Consider the following 20,793-nt stretch of genomic DNA (forward strand, 5'->3'; position numbering starts at 1 on the left):
CTAGTTGATAACATACGTCGCCATTGAGTGCGGGGCGGCGGTGGTGCTGGCGGCCTGGCCCTTTATCCAGAGCAGAAATTCCTGGGGCTTGTCGGCGCTGTTCATCACCACCACGGCCACCTTGCCGTCGGGGTTGCGGAAGGCGGTGGCTTGCAGCCAGTCGCGGGTAGTGGTGGTAGCCACGCGCTTGGCGCCGGGGCGGATAAACTTCGAGAAGTGCCCGATGTAGTAGTACGCGTTGGTATAGAGTAGCTTACCAGCCTTGGTATCGGCAATAATGGGCGCGAAGCAGAAGTTGCCCACGTGGTTGGGGCCACCGGTTTCGTCGAGCAGGATGTTCCAGTCGGTCCAGCCCACGGTGCCGGCATTGAAGTCGTTTATCATCGAGTGGCCGTAGCGCTCGCCCAGGCGCCACTCGTTTATCTGGTCAAACTTAAAGCTCTCCACGCAGGCCTCGGTCAGCATGAGGTTGGTGGCGGGATAGGTTTCGTGCACGCGGCGCACATTGTCGAACTCCATGCCGCTGCCGGTCCAGGTTTCGTACCAGTGATAGCCGATGCCCCACACGTACTTGGCCGCGCTAGGGTCGTCGAGCACCGTGCTGGCGCGCTGGTATACCAGGTCGCGGTTGTGGTCCCAGGCAATAAGCTTTTTGCTGCCCAGCCCGTTTTTGGCCAGCGTCGGGCCGAGGTATTCCTTAATAAAATCACGTTCCTCCTCGGCCGTGTACAGGCACGACTCCCACTTCTGGGTGGCCATTTCCTCGTTTTGCACGGTGAGGCCCCAGATGGGCAGGCCCATTTTCTCGTAGGTCTGGATGAACTTCACGAAGTAGTCGGCCCAGGGCTGGCGAAACTGCGGCAGCAGCTTGCCGCCGTGCAGCAGGTCGTGGTTGGTTTTCATGAACGCCGGCGGGCTCCAGGGGCTCACAAAGAGCGGCAGCTTGCCGCCCGCCGCCGCCGTGGCCTGCTTGATGAGCGGAATCTTATACTGCTCGTCGTGCTTGACGCTGAACGACTTAAGGCTGGCGTCGTTGTCGGCGATGTAGGTGTAGCTGTCGCTCGAAAAGTCGCAGCTGCCGATGTTAGTACGCGCCAGCGAGTAGCCGATACCAGTCGTCGGGTTGTAATACGCTTGCAGCAATTCCTGCTGCTGGGCCTTGGGCAGCTTGGCAAAGGTTTCGGCCGCCGCGTCGGTGAGTGCCCCGCCAATACCCACCAGCGTCTGAAACGAGTGGCTAGGGTCCACAAACACGCACACCTGCGTTTCGACGGGCTGGCCGGCGGGCTGAAAGCTGAGCGCCGGGCCGGCGGCCATGCGCTGCGTGGTACCCTGGGCCGTAGTAAATACCTGCGCCTTTTTGCCGGCGGCCGAGTAGGCGGTAGTTTGAGCAGCGGCCGGGGCTAGCCCGAGCGCCGAAGCCAGCAGCGCGGCCGGCAAAAGCTTAGTAGTCATCAAAAAGAAAACCGGGTGGGAAAAAGGAAGGGCCAGCACCGAAGCGCCTACCAAATATAGGTAGCTACCGCGCCGCCGTAGAGCGAGGTGCTCACGACCTTGCCTTTGTACTGAATATTAAAGCTTTGCAGCGTGGTGCCCGTGTTCAGTACTACGAGGCAGCGCTTGCCGTTGGGCGTCTTGTAGGCCACGTTTTGCAGGTTGCCGGGCACGTTGGTGGCCACGCGCACCGAGCCGGGGCGCACAAACTTGCTGCTGTGGGCAATGTTGTAGTAAGCTGGGTTGCGGCTCACGATATCGCCGCTGATGGTGACGGCGCCCAGGCATTCGGAGCAGCCGCCGGGCGTGTGGGGCCCAAAGTTCTGGTCGCTGGCCAGGTTCCACTCCAGCACGTTTTTCGACCAGTTGCGCACGGCCCCGATTTCGAGGTTGCCGACGTGGTAGGCCAGCTCACCCCCAAAATCAACCTGGTGGCTGGCACTCGGCGCCTGGGTCCAGAACTCGGTGAAGTACACGTTCTTATTGGGATAGGCGTTGTGCACCTGGCTCAGGGCCGTGATGGGCACGTTGGGGCTGTAGAAGTGAAACGCCGAGCCATCGACGTAGGGGTTGGCCCCGGCATCGGCCAGCACGGCCAGCGGGTAGTCGGTGCGGTCGGTGTTGTGGTCGTAGGCAATAATCTTGGTGGCAATGCCCGCCGCCTTGAAGGCCGGCCCCACGTTGTTCTTGATAAAGTTGGCCTGCTCGGTAGCCGTCATCGACAGGCTAGGGTTATTGTAGGGGTTCAGCGGCTCGTTTTGCAGCGTCACGGCATCAATCGTAATGCCCTGCGCCTTCATACCCTGAATGTATTTCACAAAATACTGGGCATAAGCGTCGTAGTACTGCGGCAGCAGGCTGCCACCCACGGCGTTGTTGTTTGTTTTCATCCAGGTAGGGGGGCTCCAGGGCGAGCCCAGGATTTTAATGGCCGGGTTCACGGCCAGAATTTCCTTGAGCACCGGAATGAGCGCCGTCTGGTCGGGCGCCAGGCTGAAATTGGCCAGCGTGGGGTCGGCCGGCCCGTCATCGTAGCTAAACACCGAGGCATCGAGGTCCGAAGCGCCGATGCTCACGCGCAAGTAGCTCACGCCCAGCGAGGTGCTGTCGGTAGCAAACAGCTCCTTGATGAGCGCGGCGCGCGCCGATGCCGACATCTGTTTCATTACCTGCGCGCTGCCCCCGGTGAGGCAGTAGCCGAAGCCATCCATCGTCTGGTAGGTCTGGGTGGTATCGACCACGATGGTAGGGTCCGAGTTGGTGTTGGCCCCAAATTGCAGGCTCACCTTCTGGCGGTAAAACAGGGCCGACTTGTCGGGCATGGTCAGCCACACGGCCACCTGCGAAGCCGCGGTGGGCGTCGGTGTTGGGGTGGGGGTGGGCGTCGGGGTGGGCGCCGGCGAAGAGCCGCCGCCATCGTCTTTTTTGCAACCGGTAGCCAGCAGTACGAGCAGCGCCAGCAGGCCCGTGAGCCGGGGCCAGCGATAGGAAAGGAGGGTAGACATAGTTAGGTAGAAAAGGAAAATGCTGGCTCGTAAGTGCGCCCGGGGCGCAAGCTGGCTAGGCGGTAGTATTGCAAGAAGAAAGCCGGGCCGGCCAGAGAAATGAAACTCCGGCCGGCCCAGCCACCTTTTATTGCACTACCACGCGCTGGCTGGTGAGCTGGCTGCCGGCCCGCACCTGCAGCAGGTACACGCCCGCGGCCAGCTGCTGCAAGGGCGCCAGCGCCAGGCTGTGCTCGCCGGCTGGCTGGGCGGCCGCGTCGAGCAGGGTGAGGGCAGCTTGCCCCAAGCTGTTATAGGCCGTTACGGTCACCGGCTGCGCGCCGGTCAGGGTGTAGCTTAGTCGGCTGCTGGCGGCTACCGGGTTGGGGTAGAGGCTGGTGGGCAGCGTGCTGGCGGCCGCGCGGCTAGCCAGCACGCCCGTGCCTACTTGGTAGGTATAATACTGGTTGCCAGGAATAGTGGTGAAATTGGGGTCAGTGCCGAGGGCGGTGGTCAGGCCCGCAATCTGGGGCAGCACGTCGGAGTTAAAATCGGCCCCGTCATTAAGGTAAGCCACCATCATATTAATATTGCTACCCGTGGCCACCCCACCCAGGGAGGCTAGCGGCAGCTCCATCTCCCAGCCAGTAGTGGTGTTGGCCGCTACGCTGCCCGAGGCGCTGCTCTGAAAAGCGAAGCGGGCAGCCACAAAATTGGTAGTAGCGTCGGTGATGACGAGGGGGGTGCCCGTTTTATTGGTCGGCCCCAGGTATTTATCCGGGTATTGACCCGTAGCGTTCGGCGTCGCAGTGTAGTCGAGCTTGCTGTAGTAGCTCTGGTCGGCAGTATTCGCGAGCGGCGAAGTCGTGACCCGGAAGGCATAGTCCACCTGCATGTCTAGGGTAGGCCGGCTGCGCAGCTGCGACGAGGCATCGTCGCCGCCGCCCAGGCGGGTGCCAGCGGCCACGCCCGTCTTATTGGGCACGTCCAGATACAGCGCCAGCGCGTTGTAGCCAGTAGTTTCGGGCGAGGCAACTACCATGATATTGAGCGTCGTAGCCGTAGTACCTACGTACAGTGCCTTCAGGCCGCGGTCGGCTACCGAGTGGGTGGTAGTGCCGGTGTAGGTGCCTACCAGCTGATACTTGCCGGTGCCGGTACCAATTTCCGCCGGCGAGAGCGTACCATCTACCGTAAACTGCGCCTGTGCGCTGAGCGAAGCGGCCGTGAGGGCCACTAGGGTCGAGAGCGTAAAGATTTTTTGCATTGGTGGGAAAATGAAAAAGTGGGAAAAATGGTGAAAGGGAAAAGCAAACTCAGCTACCACACGTAGGTAGCCACGGCCCCGGCCGGCAGCGTGGCGACGGCCGCCTGGCCCTGGTAGCGCAGCCCAAAGGTTTGGGGCGTGGCCTGGTCGTTGACCACCAGCAGCACGTGGCCGCCGCTAGGGGTGCGGTAGGCCACGTTGGGCAGCACGCCCTGGCTCGTGGAGCCCACGCGCACCGCGCCGGGGCGCACCCACTTGCTGGCGTGGGCCACCGTATAGTAGGCCACATTGCGCGTCACTTGGTCGCCGGGGGCTAGCGTGAGGGCGCCCAGGCACTCGGTGCAGCCGCCGGGCGTGTGCGGGTTCTGGCTAGGGTCGGCGGCCAGGTTCCACTCCAGCACGGCCTTGGCCCAGTTGCGGGGCGCCCCGATTTCCAGGTTTTGCACGTGCCAGTCCAGGTTGCTGGCGAAGGTCGTCTTCGAGCCCGTCCACTGCTCGGTAAAGTACACGTTCTTCTGCGGATAAGCCTCGTGCACCTTGCTCAGCGCCTCAATGGGCCCGGCGTAGAGGTGAAAGGCCGCGCCATCGACGAAGGGGCTAGCCGCCGCGTTGCCCAGTACCGTGAGCGGATACTCGGGCTTGTCGGCATTGTGGTCGTAGCAGATAATCTTGGTTTTGAGCCCCGCTTTCTGAAAGGCCGGCCCCAGGTGCTGGCCGATAAACGTGGCCTGCTGCTCGGCTAGCATCAGCAGGCTCGGGTTGTTGCCGGGGTGCAGCGGCTCGTTTTGCACCGTTACGGCATCAATCGTAATGCCGGCCGCTTTCATGCCCTGAATGTATTTCACAAAATACTGGGCATAAGCGCCATAGTACTCGGGCTTAAGCGAGCCGCCCTTGGTAGCCTCGTTGGTTTTCATCCAGGCCGGCGGGCTCCAGGGCGAGCCGAGCAGCTTGATGCCGGGAGTAATAGCCAGGATTTCCTTGAGCACCGGAATGAGGTATTTTTCATCGGGCGCCAGGCTGAAGTGGGCGAGCGTGGGGTCGACCTGGCCCGCCGGCCGGTCGTCGTAGCTGAACACCGTCGCATCGAGGTCCGAGGCCCCAATGCTGAGGCGCAGGTAGCTTACCCCGATGTCAGCCGGCCCGGTGCCAAACAGCTCGCGCAGCAGCTTGGCCCTGGCCGGGGCGCTCATGGCGTGCAGCAGTTCGGCACTGCCCCCGGTGAGGCAGTAGCCGAAGCCATCCATCGTCTGGAAGCGCTGGCGGTCGTCAATCTCAATGACGGCGCCGGCCGGCGCCGCTTTGCCAAAGGCTAGCTGGCCGGGCTGCCGGCGCAGCTGCTGCGTCTGGTCGGGCGTGGTGACCCAGGCGGTGATGCCGCCGGCCGCCGGCTGGCGCTGGGCGTGGGCCGGCAGCAGCATAAAGGCCGAGCAGGTAGCCAAGATGAACTGCGTAGCAATGCGGGTGGGTTTCATGAGGTAGAGTAGTAAGGTCCTGGCACTACCGTATGGCCTACGGCCTGCCCGGCACCGCCAAAGCCGGGCCCGGCGTGCCTACAAGCAGCGCCAGTACCCGGCCAAGAGCCGTTCCGAGGCGGAAAGTATGACTATTTCACTTTTCCCACCCCCGCCCCGAAATGGCTTTGGGCTTGAGGAATTACCCGGAAACTTCTTTATTCATAATTCCTAGTTTCCCTAGTAGCCAGGGTTTTGAGCGATGAGCGGGTTGGTGTTCAGCTCGGCCTGCGGGATGGGGAAGAGCAGGTAGTTCGGGTCGCGGGGACCGGGAACGATATTGGGAGCAGTACCGGTGCTGTGTTGCGTGGCAATCAAGTCCAGCGCTGTGACCGGGTGCGTAGCTGAGGGGTCGGCCAGCGTGTGGCGGGCGTAGCGCGTCAGGTCCCACCAGCGCTCGCCCTCGAAGGCCAGCTCCAGGCGGCGCTGGCGGTCAATTTCGGCGCGCAGCGCCTGCTTGCTGGCAGCCTGGGGCGAGGCGGCGGTGAGGGCGGCTAGGCCAGCCCGCTGCCGCACCTGGTTGAGGGGCCCGAGGGCGGTGGCGGGGCCGTTTTGCTCGTTGCTGGCCTCGGCGGCCGTCAGCAGCACTTCGGCGTAGCGCAGCACGTAGGTGTTGTCGGTCGAGTTGAAGCCGTTGCCGATGCTGCGCCACTTGTACACGAAGGGGCCCTGGTCGTTGTTGTTGCTGCCCGTGCCCACAATCATGCTCACGTAGCTGCGGCCCACGCGGTTGCCATTGCTGGCGTTTACCGCGCCGTTGTAGCTCCAGCGCTTGTCGCCATTGGCGGTGCTGGTGTCGGCGTAGGCAATCAGCTCGGCCGTGGGGATGTTGAACTTAGGAAACGAGTACGTGGCTAGCGGCGAAGGCAGCAGCAGGTCGGGCAGGAAGTTGCCGCCGTCGGCATTGCCCGCAAACTGCACCTCAAACAGCGACTCGCTGCCCCTATTCTCGGCCGGGTACAGGCTATTGGGCGTGGTGGCTAGCGCGGCACCCGTTACCGAGTTGGCGGCGGCCAGGGCGGCGGGCCAGTTACGGCGCGTGAGCTGCACGCGGGCCAGCAGGGCGCGGGCCGAGTTCTTGGTGGCGCGGTTGTCCTGTTTGTTAGCCATCTGCCCGATGGCCTGCTGCAAGTCGGTGACCACCTGGTCATACACCTGGTCCTGGGTCGAGCGGGCGGTGTTTACATCGCTGGCCGCGCCGCTTTCGCTGGGCGCCAGGCGCAGCGGCACTCCGCCGTAGGCGCGGGCCAGGTTGAAGTAGTAGAGTGCGCGCAGAAACTTGGCCTCGCCCACAATCTGGCTGCGGCGGGCCGTGTCCATGGCCACCGTGGGTACATACTTAATAACAATGTTGGCCCGGTTCACCCCCTGGAAGTTGTTCCGGTACACATTGTATACCTGGCTGGTAGTAGAGTTCCAGATAATCTTGTCCATGGCGTTTACGTCGCCATTGGTGCTGGTGCAGTTGTCGGAGGGCATCTCACCCATCACGATGAGGTCCTGGCCGTAAGTGCCCACTTGCTGCAAGGCATCGTAGGCGGCCGTGAGGCTAGCCTCGGCATCGTTGGCGTTCTGGAAGAAGCTGGAAGAGGTGATGGTGTCGAGCGGCTGCTTATCGAGGAAGGTGCAGCTCGCCAGCAGCGAAAGCGCGCCGAGCGCCGGAAGAAGATATTTTTTCATGGGAATTCTGAGCTGGCAGGTGCTTAAAAAGTAGCGTTGAGGCCCACGGTGTACGTGCGCGACTGCGGATACACCCCATAGTCTACGCCCGGGTTAGTGGTCGAGAAGGGGTTGGCGCTCACCTCGGGGTCGTAGCCCAGGTAGTGGGTCCAGGTTATCAGGTTCTGGCCCGTCACGTACACGCGTAGGTTCTGAATGGCGGCGTGCCGGCTAAGGACCGCCGGGATGGTGTAGGCCAGCGTCACGTTCTTGAGGCGCACGTAGGAGCCATCCTCCAGCCAGCGGTTCGAGAAGCGGTTGTTGCCGGCCGGGTCGTAGCGCACGGGCCGCGGAATGTCGGTGTTGGTGTTGGTGGGCGACCAGTGGTTGAGCACGCGCGTAGTCTGGTTGTTGGGGTCCGACTGCGACTCCAGAATCTGGCGCGTCTGGTTGTAAATCTCGTTGCCAAACTGGCCCTGGAAGAATACGCTCAGCTCCAGGCCTTTGTAGGCGAAGTTGTTGGTCACGCCCGCAAAGGCCTTCGGGTTGGGGTTGCCGATAATAGTCTGGTCCGAGCCATTGATAACGCCATCGCCATTCAGGTCTTTAAACTTGATGTCGCCCGCCTTGGGCCTGGCCCCGTTCTGGGTGGCTAGGCCCGCCCCTTCAGCATCGCTTTGTACAATGCCTTCCGAGATGTAGCCGTAGAACGCACCCAGCGGATGGCCGGCCTGCGAAATCTGGTTGCCGCTAATAATGGTGCGCGGCGAGCTCACGCCGGCATCGCTCACCTGCGTGCCCAGGTCCAGAATGCGGTTGCGGTTGCCGCTCACGTTCAGGCTGGTCGTCCAGCCGAAGCCGCCGTTGCTGGCCTCCACGTTGGTAGTAGTCAGGCCAATTTCCAGGCCCTTGTTTTCAATAGTCCCCAGGTTTTGCTGCACCGATAGGCTCTCGGCTCCCGTGCTCACTGCAATGGGGAGCAGCTGCAGCAAGTCGTGGGTGCGCTTGTTGTACACGTCCACGTTCAGGGTCAGGCGGTTATTAAACATCCCGATGTCGAGGCCCCCGTTGTACTGGTAGGTGGTTTCCCAGTGCAAGGCATCGTTGCCGATGGTGCTTTGCGTAGTGCCGCCCACAATGGCCGAACCAGTGCTCTGGTAGTTGTAGCCTACCCCGTACTGCGCAAAGCGCTGGTAGGTGTAAATCTCCTGGTTGCCGTTGGCCCCGAAGCTAGCCCGTAGCTTCAAGTCGCTCACGGTATTGTTTTGCGGGAAGAAGCTTTCTTTCGAAATGCGCCAGGCCGCGCTCACGGCCGGGAAGTAGCCGAAGCGGTTACTCGTAGGGAAGCGGCTGGTGCCGTCGGCCCGGATGCTGGCTTGCAACAGGTACTTGCCGTCGTAGTCGTAGTTAGCGCGGGCAAAATAGCTTAGCAGCGACCACGAGTCGCGGTAGCTGTACGGAATGCCCTGCGCCGCCGAACCGGCGTTCAGGTTGGGCACAACGTTGGAGTTGAAGCCCTGCGTCGTGGCCCCCAGCGTATTGCGGAACGATTCCTGCATCGACTCGCCCGCTAGCAGCGTCAGGTGGTGCTTATCGCCGAAAGTCGGGTTCCAGGTAATCGTGTTCTCGTTCAGCCAGATAACCTGGGTGTTGGCCGCCGCTCGCGCCACACCCTTAGTGCTGGGGTCTGAGTTGCTGGTGCCCGGGTAGTTGGTGCTCTGGAAGTAGGTTTCGTCCTGGCTGCGGAAGTCAATACCCAGGTTGGAGCGCACGCGCAGGTTCTTCAGGATGTCGAACTCGCCGTAAAGGTTGCCCACCGACTGGTACACTACGGCCTGGTTGTTGGTTTCGAGCAGGTTGCCGACCGGGTTATCCGACTGGTTGAAGGGGTTAGTGCCGTAGATGCCGCTAGGCTTGTAAATCGGGATGGTCGGAATCTGCGACAGGGCCCCGAGTACCGTGCCGCCGTTGGCGCCGGCTGCCTCCGAGCGCACCGAGCTGTTGGTGTGCGAGCGGCTTAGGTTGAGGTTGGTGCCCACCCGGAAGCGCTGGCTCAGCTCCTGGGTCAGGTTGATTTTGAAATTGTAGCGGTCGAAGCCCGAATTGAGGCTAATACCCTGCTGGTTGAAGTAGCCGCCGCTCACGTAGTAGCGCGTTTTCTCCGTGCCGCCGCTCACGTTCAGCTGGTAGTTCTGAATGTTGGCCGGGCGGTACACTGCGTCTTGCCAGTCAGTGTTGTAGGGGCCGGGGGCCGCGGGGTCCGGGTTAAGAGGATTGTTGGGGTCAGCAAAAGCCGGGGCCAGGCCCGCGTTGGTTTGAATCTGATTGTACTCCGAGGCAAATTGCTGGGCATTGAGCACGTCGAGCTTCTTGCGCAGGTATTGCCGCCCGAAGTAGGCCGTGAGGCCCACCTGGGCTTGGCCCACCTTGCCGCGCTTGGTCGTGATGACGACCACGCCGTTGGCAGCGCGCACACCGTAGATTGCCGCCGCCGCGCCATCCTTCAGCACGTCAATGCTTTCGATGTCGTCGGGGTTGATGGTATTAAGCGGGTTGAGGCGCTGGTTATTATTCGTGATTTCCTGCTGGTAGTCAGGGAGTACGGGCACCCCGTCAATCACGTACAGCGGCGACGCGTTAAGGCTAAGCGTCGCTGAGCCGCGCACCCGCACATTAATCCCCGCACCCGGCGAGCCCGAGGGCGTAGTCACCTGCACACCCGGCGCCTGGCCCTGCAAGGCCTGGTCGAAGCCGGCTACGGGCTGCCGCGCCAGGGCCGCCGCGCCCACCGAGGCTACCGAGGTCGACAGGTCCTGGCGGGTCTGGGTACCGTAGCCCACTACTACTACTTCGTTGAGGCTCTGCTGGTCGTCGCTCAGCCGGATGGCAATGCTGCTGGTGGCGCCGGTTATCGCTACTTCCTGGTTTTTATAGCCGATAGAGCTGAATACCAAGGTGCTGTTTTCGGGCGCGCTCAGCGAGAAGCTGCCATCGGCCCCGGTCGAAGTGCCGATGGTAGTGCCCTTCACGAGCACCGTTACGCCCGGCAGGCCCTCGCCCTTGGCATCGGTGACGCGGCCCGATACGGGCACGTTTTGCGGGGCCACGGCCGCCGCGCTGCCGGTGGCCGGCGCGGGGCGGCTCGTTACCACGAAGTAGTTATCCCGCAGCTCTTTAAACTGGAGGTTGGCGGGCGGTAGCACCGCAGCCAGGCGCTCGGCCAGCGAAGGAGCTAGCTCAGTGGGCACCAGCACGCGCTTATTATCGACGAGGTTGCTTTCGTAGAAAATAGTGGCGTGGTACTCGCTCTCCCACTGCTTGAGCAGGGTTTTGAGCGAAACCGCGTTCGCCGCCCGGGTAGGTGGCGTACTCTGCACCGGCAGGTTGGCTGCCAGCAGCTGGGCCGAGGCCGGGGTGGCCAGGGCGTGGAGAAGCAATACGCCTGCCGCGAGCGAGGCCGGCCGGCGGTAGTGCTTACCCACGGGAGTAAGGAGTGAACGCATAAACGGGTGGGGGAAAGAGTGAAAAATATTATTGTTGTTCAGCCAGGGTCAGGCGGTTGCCCTGCCGGCTGGCTTGCAGGTGGAAGGTTTCTTCTAAGGCTTGGAGCAGGGTAGGCAGGTCGCTCACGGGCACGGTGCCCGTCACGCGGCGGCGGTTCAGTCCGGGCGTGGTCACTTCCACGTCGAGGCCGTAAGTGTCGTGCAGGCGGGTGGCTAGCTCGGCAATGGTGGTTTCGTCGAGCACGAGCTGGGCATCTTTCCAGGCAGCGTAGGGGGCGGTGTGCACCTTCTTGTGCGTCACCAGGGCCGGCTGGTCGTCGTGGGTTTCGACGAGCTCACCGGGATGCAGAATAACATCGGGCTGCTGGTGGTCGTCAAACTCCACGCGCACCTTGCCCTGGAGCAGCACCACGCGCGTCTGGTCGCGGCGGCGGGCTACTACGAACTTGGTGCCCAGCACTTCCACTTGCAGCCCCGCCGTGGTGTGCACCAGAAAGCGCTGGTTATTGGCCATATGCTGCACCGAGAAAAACCCTTCGCCATCGAGCCACACCTCGCGGGGCTGGTCGGGCTGCCAGGTGGTGGCATAGTGCAGCGTCGAATGGCCATTGAGCGTCACCTGCGAGCCGTCGGGCAGCGTCAGGCCGCGGGTCTGCCCAAAGTCGGTGGCCACGGCCAGCGGGGCCGGGGCGCGGTGCGCGCTGTAAAACAGCCAGCCGCCGCCAGCCAGCGTAGCGGCCAGGCCGGCCGCGGCCGCCCAGCGCCGCCAGGTAGGCGCCGCCTGGTAGCGCGGCGCGGCGGGCACGAGGTGCAGCCGCGTGCGTCGCAGCAGCGCCTCGTAGTCGGGCTCGTCGTCGAAGGTGGCTAAGGTAGGGGCCGCCGCCAGGGCCTCCCAGTGCAGCTGCATCCAGTGCTGGGCCAGCAGCTGGTTGGCCGGCTGGGCTAGCCAGGCGCGCACCACCTCAGCCTCGGCCGCCGTGGTAGTGCCGGCAGTATAGGCCGAAACAAGTTCTTGGGTAATAGCTAGGGACATAGGCGGGCGCCGCGAGTACTGCTCAATAAAGCCAGCCGCAAGGCCGGCGCTGGGCGCCGAAGCTCCCAATCGTTTTGCAGTACTACACAGCGGCCAGGGCTTCCCCCCTAGTCAGGTCCTAAAAAAAATTAGCGCAGTGCTTTTTTGCCTGTTTTTTTGCTGGAGTGGGGTGCCACCGGTGGGGCCGGGCTAGCCAGGCGCAGCAGGCGGTTGGTGCTCTGGGCCAGGTTGCCAAGCGAATCGGAAGCGTGAGCGCGGTGGCCGTCGAGCGGGGCATACAGTTCGAGGCTCGACTTGAGCAGCGAGTCGGCGGCCAGGGCGCGCAGCTCATCGGCATTCATACCGGCGCGGTAAAAAAGCCAGTTGCGGTACTGCCCGCCCCGCGGCGCCCGGCGGCCGCCCAGGCTGAGCTGCCGGGTCAGCAGCCGTTCGGGCAGGCGGCCCACCTCGGCCCCGTCGAGGTAGAGCACCGTTTGGCCCCAGGCGTAGTAATGGGTAAGGGCCAGCTGGTGCCAGCGGTTGTCATTTACCCGCCGTAGGCTAGCCAGGTGGCCGCCCTGGGCCGAGGTGTAGGTGAGGCCGCCGCTAGCCCCGATGGCGAGGCTGCCCGTGGCCGTGCTGTCTTGCAGCGCCACCAGCTGCCCCGTGCCCGCCGTGCGAAAGCTCACAACCTGGGTAAACGGGTGCAATAGCGCCTCGGGCCGCAGCGCCAGGCCGGTCGCCCCGCGCGGGCCGGGGCCGAGCCGCACGTAGGAAGTCGCTGTTTTATGCGGAATGGGTTTGCCCGCCCGCAGCGCATCAAACAGCGAGGGCACCAGGGCGTGGGCCAGCTCGGCGTGGCCACGGTCGTTGGGGTGCAGGGCGTCGTCCCAGTAGCCGGGCGCCCAGTGGCCGGCGCCATCGTCCACGGCCCCGAGCAGGTTGAGGCTAGGCACGGCCCAGGCGTGCAGCAGCAGGTTCATTTGCCGGATGAAGGCGTAGTCTTCGGGCGTGTAGTCGTTGCGGGTGTAGCAGTTGGCCACTACCGGCACCAGGCCCTCGGCGCGCGCCCGCTGCACCAGCTGCGCCAGGTTGGTGTTGAATTGCTCGAACACCCGCTGGCCGCCGCCGTGAATGCCCTCATTGCCCAGCGAGAGCGCCAGCACCACGTAGCGGCCGTGCTGGGGCCGCAGGTCGCGCGGCCAGCGGGCGGCTACTTTGACCGTATTGTCGCCCGGCACCGAGATGTTGGCTACCGTCCAGGCGGCGCCCTGGCCGCGGGCCGCGCGCTGAGCCAGCAGTGCCGCGTAGCGCGCCGGGTAGCCATACTTGTTGGTGGCGCCCTGCCCAAATGGCACCGAAGAGCCGAAGAATACAATTTTGAGGTCGTTAGGCAGCGTGTCGGCGGGCACCGGGGCGAGGGGCTGGCTAGCCCGTGAGCCAGTGCCAAACGCCGGCCGCCGGGCCACGGTGGCAAAGCCAGTGGCGGCCACCAGCCCGGCCAAGGCCAGGCTCAGCAAGGAAGAACGAAGCATAAACCTAACGTCGGAAAGAGAAATTATGCCGGCTGCCTGGCTACGGATGCCGCCGGCCACCCCGCACCTTAGTGGTAGCGGGAGTGGGGCAGCATATTTAGACGGGGCTGCCGTAGGCCGCTGCCAAAGCATAGCCTAATTCAACCCGCGGCGCACGCAATGGAAGAATGCAAAGGCTATGTTTGGTGTGAACATGCTAGGTTTAGGCCCTCTGCCCTTGCGGACCCTGCACAAACAGCCCGCCGCAATATACTAGCCTTGTTCCGGAAGTAAACTTCCCGTCAAAAAACGTCCTGCTTCGACAAGCTCAGCAGGACCGGCGATTTTCCGGGTTTCCTCTGATTGAGAACAAGGCTACTGCCTGCGCGATGGGTGGCTCACCCTCATCCGTCCCGCGGCGGCCCGTTTCTTCGAGGGTAATTAGCGGCTGGGCCAGCGCCAGGAGGCCACGGCCAGCCCCCAGCAAACGGCGCGCAAAGCCAGCTGGTTCAGTATTGTTGTAAGGGCATTGAACGACTTTCAGCCAGCGCATCAATCGCTTCCCCAAGTAGATTCACGTCGTCACGCCCCAATTTTGTTTTGCCCCCCTCTCCTTTGACTTATGAATAGAAGAGCCCTCCTAAAAAACCTGGCCCTGGCTACGCCGGCCGCCTGGCTGCCCAGCGTGGTGGCCGGCCTCAACTGGAGCCCGCTGGCCCCTGCGGCCGCCGGCCCCTTTCAGCCCACCTGGAATTCGCTGGCCCGGTACCAGACGCCCGAGTGGTTTCGCGATGCCAAGTTTGGCCTGTGGGCACACTGGGGGCCGCAGTGCCAGCCCGAGCGCGGCGACTGGTACGCCCGCGGCATGTACCAGGAGGGCAGCGACCAGTATAAGTTTCACTGCGAGAAATACGGCCACCCGTCCAAGTTTGGCTTCAAGGACGTGCTAAACGAGTGGAAGGCCGAGGAGTGGAACCCCGATGAGCTGCTGGCTTTGTACAAGAAAGCCGGTGCCAGGTATTTCGTGTGCCTGGCCAACCACCACGACAACTTCGACCTCTACAACAGCACGCATCAGCCCTGGAACTCGACCCGGCTGGGCCCCAAGAAAGACCTGGTGGGCGGCTGGGCCAAGGCGGCCAAAAAGCAGGGCCTGCGCTTTGGGGTGAGTGTGCACGCCGCCCACACCTGGAGCTGGCTGGAGGTAGCCCAGCGCGCCGACAAAAACGGCCCGCTGGCCGGCGTGCCCTACGACGGCAACGTGACCGCCGAAGCCGGCCAGGGCAAATGGTGGCAGGGCTACGACCCGCAGGCGCTCTACGCCCAAAACCACCCGCTGAGCCAGAACAGCCTGGATAATGGCATGATACACCGGCAGTGGGACTGGGGCAACGGCGTGACGCCGCCCAGCCGGGAGTACTGCGAAAAGTTTTACAACCGCACTATTGAACTGCTGGACAAGTACGAGCCCGACCTGGTGTACTTCGACGATACGGCCCTGCCGCTGTGGCCGGTGAGCGACGCGGGTTTGCGCATTGCGGCGCACATGTACAACGCCAGCACCCAGCGCCACGGCGGCCGCAACGAGGCCGTGATTACCGGTAAAATCTTGACGCCCGACCAGCGCAAGTGCCTGGTGTGGGACATCGAGCGCGGCCAAAGCAACGAGATTGAGCCCCTGCCCTGGCAAACCGATACCTGCCTGGGCCAGTGGCACTACGACCGTCGCATCTATGCTAATCGCGGCTACAAAAGCGCCCAGACGGTCATCCACACCCTCGTGGACGTGGTGAGCAAAAACGGCAACCTGCTGGTGAGCGTGCCCGTGCGCGGCAACGGTACTATCGACGACCAGGAGCGCGCCATCGTGGAGGGCATCGCCGCCTGGATGCAGGTGAATGGCGAGAGTATCTACGGCACCCGGCCCTGGAAGATTTTTGGCGAAGGCCCGGCCCAGCAAGCCGCTGCCGCCCTCAGCGCGCAGGGCTTCAACGAAGGCAAGGGCAAGCCGTTTGGGGCCGAGGATATTCGCTACGTGACGAAGAAGAAAACCCTCTACGCCACCGCTCTGGGCTGGCCCGCCAGTGGCCGCCTGCTGCTCAAGGCGCTGGCCGTGGGCGGACCCCACTTTGCCGGCAAGGTCAGGCAAGTGGAGCTGCTGGGGGCGCCGGGCAAGCTCCAGTTTGAGCACACCCAGGACGGGCTAGCCGTGGTGCTGCCCGCCCAAAAGCCTAACGCCATTGCCTACGCCCTCAGGATTATGCCGGCCTAGCGGCAGGGCTAAAGCGCGGTAGCTGCTGGCTGCTTGCGTTAACTTACCCGGCTAACTGGCCCGCCTGCCGGAAGCTGCTCAGCAGCAGTTTGTGGCAGGCGGGGGCCTTACCCTCACACTTATTTATGATTCACAATCGATTGTGTTCTTTTTTCACGGCCTTGCAGCGCAGCGGCCAGGCCTGTTTGCTTCTGCTGGGGCTAGCCGCGCCGGCCGCCGCTGCCCCGCCGGCCAAGCCTAGCGCCTACCTGTTTGTGTACTTCACCGGCAACGACAAAGCCGAGGAGGCTATCCGCTTCGCCCTCAGTCCCGATGGCTACCACTACACGGCCCTCAACGGCAACCGGCCGGTTATCAGCTCGGCCGCCATCAGCCAGACCGGGGGCGTGCGCGACCCGCACATTTTGCGCGGAGCCGATGGCAAAACGTTTTACATGGCTGCCACCGACATGGTGTCGGCCAAGGGCTGGGACTCGAATCGGGGGCTGGTGCTGCTCAAATCCACGGATTTGATAAACTGGACGCACAGCGCCATCCATTTCCCCACGCGCTATGCGGGGCAGGAGATGCTGAAGCGGGTGTGGGCGCCGCAAACCATCTACGACGCCAAGGCCGGCAAATACCTAGTGTACTTCTCGTTGCAGTACGACAAGCAGCCCGACAAAATCTACTACGCCTACGCCAACAAGGACTTTACTGACCTGGAAGGCGAACCCAAGCAGCTGTTTTTTTCGCCCACCAACGGCTCGTGCATCGACGGCGACATCGTGGCCAAGGGCGGCAAGTACTACCTGTTTTTCAAGACCGAAGGCCAGGGCAACGGCATCAAAGTCGCGGTGTCGGACCAGCTTACCGGCGGCTACGTGCTGCGCGCGCCCTACGTGCAGCAAACCACCAGCCCGGTGGAGGGCGCGGGCACGTTTAAGCTCAATAATTCAGACGATTACATTCTGATGTACGACATGTACACCAGCGGCAAGTACCAGTTTACCCGCACCCACGACCTCGAGCATTTTGCGGTGGTGGATGGCGAGGTGAGCATGAATTTTCACCCGCGCCACGGCACCGTGCTGCCCATCACGGCGGCCGAGGCCAGCCGGCTGGCCCAGCGCTGGATGACGACCGCCGATGTGCTGCTGACGGCCGCCAACCCGGCCCTGCGCAAGCTGAATACGGTGGTGGACAGCGCCGCCGGTAAGGTGGCCTTCCTGGCGCTGCCGGGTGCCAACGTGCAGGCGTTTGACCTTCAACTCAGCAATCCGGCGCTGCTCGTGACGCCCAGCGGCCCGCAAAACTTCGCGGCCGGCCCCGTCACCTACACCGTGGGCCAGGGCGCGGCCAAGCGTACTTACAAAGTAAGCGTGACCGAAACCCACAACCCCGCGCTGCCCGGCTACTACGCCGACCCGGACATTCTGTATTCGCAGAAGACGGGCAAGTTTTACCTCTATCCCACGAGCGACGGCTTCACGAGCTGGTCGGGCACGTATTTCAAGGCCTTTTCGTCGCCCGATTTGGTGAGCTGGCAGGACGAGGGCGTGATTCTGGACTTGCCCAAAGACGTGAGCTGGGCCAAGAAAAGCGCCTGGGCGCCCACCATCATCGAGCAAAAAATGGCCACGGGCTACCGCTACGCCTACTATTTCTGCGCGGGCGCCAAGATTGGCGTGGCCTTGTCGGACAGCCCCACCGGGCCGTTCAAAGACTCGGGCCAGCCCCTGCTCGACAAGCTGCCCGAGGGCGTGAAGGGCGGCCAGCAGATTGACCCGGCCGCCTTCCGCGACCCCAAAACCGGCAAGCTTTACCTCTACTGGGGCAACGGCTATCTGGCGGGCGCCGAGCTTAATGACGACCTCACGAGCCTCAAGCCCGGCACCACGCGGGTGCTGACGCCCGACCAGACGTTTCGCGAGGGCGCCTACGTGTTTTTCCGCAACGGCACCTACTACTTCATGTGGAGCGAGGACGACACGCGCAGCCCCAATTACCAAGTGCGCTACGGCACCACCAACGCGCCGCTGGGCCCCATTACGGTGCCGGCCAGCAACTCGGTTATCGCCAAAGACCCTGCGGCGGGCATCTACGGCACGGGCCACAACTCGGTCATTCAGGTGCCGGGCCGCGACGAGTGGTATATTGTGTATCACCGCTTTACCTACCCTCAGGGCATCAAGATGGGCGGCGACGCGGGCTTTCACCGCGAGGTGTGCATCGATAAGCTGGCGTTTAATCCCGACGGCAGAATCCAGCCCGTGAAGCCGACCCACGCCGGCATTCAGCCGGTGCGGGTAAAGTAGCATCCTGTTAAGAAACTAAACTGCCGCTGGCTAGCCCCCTGCCGAATAAGGTGGGCTAGCCAGCGGCAGCTTTGGGATGAGCCGGGCCGGGCGGCTTTCCGGACACCAGGCGTGCCCATAGATGGGCAATACGCTTGGCGCGGTGGCTGTAAAAGGGCTGACAAGCGCCGGGTGGGTAATTGGTGAGCGGGTCAAAACAGGCGGATAAACCCGGCGAGAGCGTAGCCAAAAGTGCGCTAAGAAATCAATGCTTACGCAGCGCCAGGAGCAGTAGTAGACCAAGCACACCGCCACCGTGCAGGTTGAAATATTTTCGCAAGGTCTTAAGCGCCTGCATAATATGCGCCTCTACTGTTTTTACCGACACGCCTTGGCGCTCGGCAATTTCGGGGTAAGAGAGGCCCTGCTGCCGGCTTAGCACAAATACCTCGCGCTGCTTGGGCGGCAGTCGGTCGAGGGCAGCCAGGTACAGCGCTTCCATTTCCTGGTATTCGGCCTCATTAGCCACGCTGGCGGGGCCGGCGGCCGCCACCTGCCCATGTAGGCGCAGGTGGTGCTGGTCGCGCCGCAGCTCGTTGAGCACCGCGTGGTGCGCCGTGGTAAAGAGATAGCCTTTTAGCGGCACGTCGTCGCGCAGCTGCTCGCGCTTTTCCCAGATTTTAATGAAGCACTCCTGCACAATCTCCTCGGCCGCTGGGCGCGACTTCAGGTAGCTATACGCGAAGCGGTACACCAGCGCGCTGTAGTGCCGAAACAGCGCATCAAATGCCCGTTCGTCATCCTGCTTCAGGCGGCGCAAGCAGTCCGGTTCCGAAAAGGCGGGTGAGGCGGGCAAAACAGAGAGCTGATGGGATTACGCCGAAAATTAACAGAAAAATGACAGACCTTGTTCGCGCCGGGCGTTTGCGCGGCAACCGGCCCTGCCAAATACTCCGCCTCTACGAATTAGCCGCTCGGCGAAAACGGCGGTGCTAGCCTGCCGCAGCAGTCGGAGGCTACCTGAAGCAGGGTTATATGCAACAATGTTTCGCAAAAAATAAAAAATTATCGTCCTGGTTGTAGGCACCGATTTCTAACCCAAACCCCGCTCTAAAAGACTAATTCACCTATGCAACAACGCTGCATAAAATGATAAATCCTTGATTCTGGCTCGCAAAGGCATTTTTCGGCTTGTGGTAGAAAGTGGTAGAAAGTGGTGAGTTTTTTGAAACCACTCGTACTTTTGTTATCCTAGCCTGCGCTGCTGCCGGGCAGGTTTCTTTCCCTCATGCATCAGCTTTTATCTGGCGAATATGACTGCAAGCTCGACCCTAAAGGTCGGCTGGTGCTGCCTGCCAAGGTGAAGGCTAGCCTGCCCGATGCCTACGCCAACCAGCTGGTGCTGGTGCGCGGCTTCGAGCCCTGCCTGGTGCTCTACCCGCGCTCGGCCTGGGAGCTGATTCACGCTAAAGTGATGGCCCTGGACGAATTCAACGAAGAGTACCGGCAGTTTCAGCGCAATTTTTTTCGGGGCATGACCGAAGTGGAGCTCGACAGTATCGGGCGCTTTGGCCTGCCGGGCTCCATGCGCCGCTACGCTGGCCTCGAAAAGGAGGCCGTCATCGTGGGCCTCGGCAACCGCTGCGAGGTGTGGGACCCCACCCGCTACGACGAATACCTCATCAAGGACCAGCCCACCTTCTCGAAGCTGGCCCAGAAGTTCTTATCGGCCACCCCCGAAACGCCCCTGGCCGCATGAGCACCCGCCCCAACGATATTGCCTACCACCGCCCGGTGATGCTGGCTGAGTGCTTGGCCGGGCTAGCCCTCGTGCCCGGCGGCCGCTACGTCGACGTGACCTTCGGCGGCGGCGGCCACTCGGCCCGCATTCTGGAGCGGTTGACTGATGGCCACCTGTACAGCTTCGACCAGGACGAGGCCGCCGAGCGCCAGGCCAGCGAGCTGGCTAGCCCGCAGTTTACTTTTATTCGGGCTAATTTCCGACACCTGACGGCCGAGCTGGCCCGGCGCGACGCGCTGCTCGCCGATGGCCTGCTGGCCGATTTGGGCGTGTCGTCGCACCAGTTCGACACCGCCGCGCGGGGCTTCAGCACCCGCTTCGACGGCCCGCTCGATATGCGCATGGACCCGCACGATAGCACCGTGGCCACCGCCGCCGACGTGCTCAACGACTACGACGAGGCCGCGCTGCACCGCATCTTCGGCATGTACGGCGAGGTCACCAATGCGCGCACCCTGGCGGCCACCGTGGTGCAGGCCCGCCGCCAGCGCCCGCTGCGCACTATTCAGGAGCTGAAGCAGGCTATTCAGCCGGTAGTGGCGCGCGGCAAGGAAAATAAATACCTGGCGCAAGTATTTCAGGCCCTGCGTATTGAAGTGAACGATGAGCTGACTGCCTTGCAGGAGATGCTGGTGCAAACGGCCCAGGTGCTACGCCCCGGCGGCCGGCTGGTAGTGATGAGCTACCACTCATTGGAAGACCGGCTGGTGAAGAATTTTCTGAGTCAGGGCAAGTTCTTTGGCCAGGCCGAGAAGGACTTGTACGGCCGCGTCAGCCTGCCTTTTGAAGCGCTCACGCGCAAGCCCACCGAGGCTTCGGCCGAGGAAACAGCTGAAAACAGCCGCGCCCGCAGTGCCAAGCTGCGCATTGGCGTCCGAACCGATAATCCTGCATAACGCTATGGCCGGTAATACGATACGTCCCGTTGCGGCTGGTCCGCCCCGCGCCAACACCGTGCGCCCCCCGCGGGCACCCGAGCCCGTAAACGAGGCCCTGG

General features: G+C 62.9%; 13 protein-coding genes. 4 read left to right on the forward strand and 9 right to left on the reverse strand.

What is annotated here, in order from left to right; genetic code table 11:
- The 8 genes from GKZ68_RS00815 to GKZ68_RS00850 all read right to left on the reverse strand — a co-directional run bounded on the left by GKZ68_RS00815 (position 1) and on the right by GKZ68_RS00850 (position 13,468).
- Positions 1-1,455, reverse strand: coding sequence for a glycoside hydrolase family 30 beta sandwich domain-containing protein (locus GKZ68_RS00815; RefSeq protein WP_173109827.1), 1,455 nt, complete (start codon positions 1,453-1,455; stop codon positions 1-3).
- 47 nt (positions 1,456-1,502) lie between these two features.
- A complete protein-coding gene (locus GKZ68_RS00820) occupies positions 1,503-2,999 on the reverse strand; it encodes a glycoside hydrolase family 30 beta sandwich domain-containing protein (protein WP_173109829.1) in 1,497 nt (498 codons plus the stop codon).
- A 127-nt stretch (positions 3,000-3,126) separates the two neighbouring features.
- On the reverse strand, positions 3,127-4,245 hold the full coding sequence (locus tag GKZ68_RS00825) for a T9SS type A sorting domain-containing protein (RefSeq protein WP_173109831.1): 1,119 nt from the start codon (positions 4,243-4,245) through the stop codon (positions 3,127-3,129).
- A 53-nt stretch (positions 4,246-4,298) separates the two neighbouring features.
- Entirely contained in the window at positions 4,299-5,720 is a 1,422-nt protein-coding gene (locus GKZ68_RS00830; protein ID WP_173109832.1) for a glycoside hydrolase family 30 beta sandwich domain-containing protein, read from the reverse strand.
- Between the two features lie 219 nt (positions 5,721-5,939).
- Positions 5,940-7,439 carry a RagB/SusD family nutrient uptake outer membrane protein gene (locus tag GKZ68_RS00835; RefSeq protein ID WP_173109834.1) on the reverse strand — a complete coding sequence of 500 codons (1,500 nt, stop codon included), beginning with the start codon at positions 7,437-7,439 and terminating at the stop codon, positions 5,940-5,942.
- Between the two features lie 23 nt (positions 7,440-7,462).
- On the reverse strand, positions 7,463-10,921 hold the full coding sequence (locus GKZ68_RS00840; protein ID WP_173109836.1) for a TonB-dependent receptor: 3,459 nt from the start codon (positions 10,919-10,921) through the stop codon (positions 7,463-7,465).
- Between the two features lie 28 nt (positions 10,922-10,949).
- Entirely contained in the window at positions 10,950-11,954 is a 1,005-nt protein-coding gene (locus GKZ68_RS00845) for a FecR family protein (RefSeq protein WP_173109838.1), read from the reverse strand.
- 128 nt (positions 11,955-12,082) lie between these two features.
- Positions 12,083-13,468: a GDSL-type esterase/lipase family protein gene (locus GKZ68_RS00850; RefSeq protein ID WP_173109840.1), complete on the reverse strand. Its 1,386-nt coding sequence runs from the start codon at positions 13,466-13,468 to the stop codon at positions 12,083-12,085.
- Positions 13,469-14,069: 601 nt separating this feature from the next.
- Between GKZ68_RS00850 and GKZ68_RS00855 the strand changes: the two genes are divergently transcribed.
- Together GKZ68_RS00855 and GKZ68_RS00860 are read left to right on the forward strand one after the other, a co-directional pair.
- On the forward strand, positions 14,070-15,719 hold the full coding sequence (locus tag GKZ68_RS00855) for an alpha-L-fucosidase (RefSeq protein ID WP_173109842.1): 1,650 nt from the start codon (positions 14,070-14,072) through the stop codon (positions 15,717-15,719).
- A gap of 125 nt (positions 15,720-15,844) precedes the next feature.
- Positions 15,845-18,016 carry a family 43 glycosylhydrolase gene (locus GKZ68_RS00860; RefSeq protein WP_173109844.1) on the forward strand — a complete coding sequence of 724 codons (2,172 nt, stop codon included), beginning with the start codon at positions 15,845-15,847 and terminating at the stop codon, positions 18,014-18,016.
- Positions 18,017-18,260: 244 nt separating this feature from the next.
- Here GKZ68_RS00860 and GKZ68_RS00865 read toward each other — a convergent pair whose 3' ends face one another.
- Positions 18,261-18,815 carry an RNA polymerase sigma-70 factor gene (locus tag GKZ68_RS00865; RefSeq protein ID WP_173109846.1) on the reverse strand — a complete coding sequence of 185 codons (555 nt, stop codon included), beginning with the start codon at positions 18,813-18,815 and terminating at the stop codon, positions 18,261-18,263.
- Between the two features lie 468 nt (positions 18,816-19,283).
- Between GKZ68_RS00865 and mraZ the strand changes: the two genes are divergently transcribed.
- Entirely contained in the window at positions 19,284-19,754 is a 471-nt protein-coding gene (mraZ, locus tag GKZ68_RS00870) for a division/cell wall cluster transcriptional repressor MraZ (RefSeq protein ID WP_173109848.1), read from the forward strand.
- Positions 19,751-20,692, forward strand: coding sequence for a 16S rRNA (cytosine(1402)-N(4))-methyltransferase RsmH (gene rsmH, locus GKZ68_RS00875; protein WP_254244108.1), 942 nt, complete (start codon positions 19,751-19,753; stop codon positions 20,690-20,692). Before mraZ ends, rsmH begins: the two co-directional genes overlap by 4 nt.
- Positions 20,693-20,793: the final 101 nt, after the last annotated feature.

Origin of the sequence: Hymenobacter sp. BRD128, assembly GCF_013256625.1 — a bacterium.
Taxonomy (GTDB): Bacteria; Bacteroidota; Bacteroidia; order Cytophagales; family Hymenobacteraceae; genus Hymenobacter.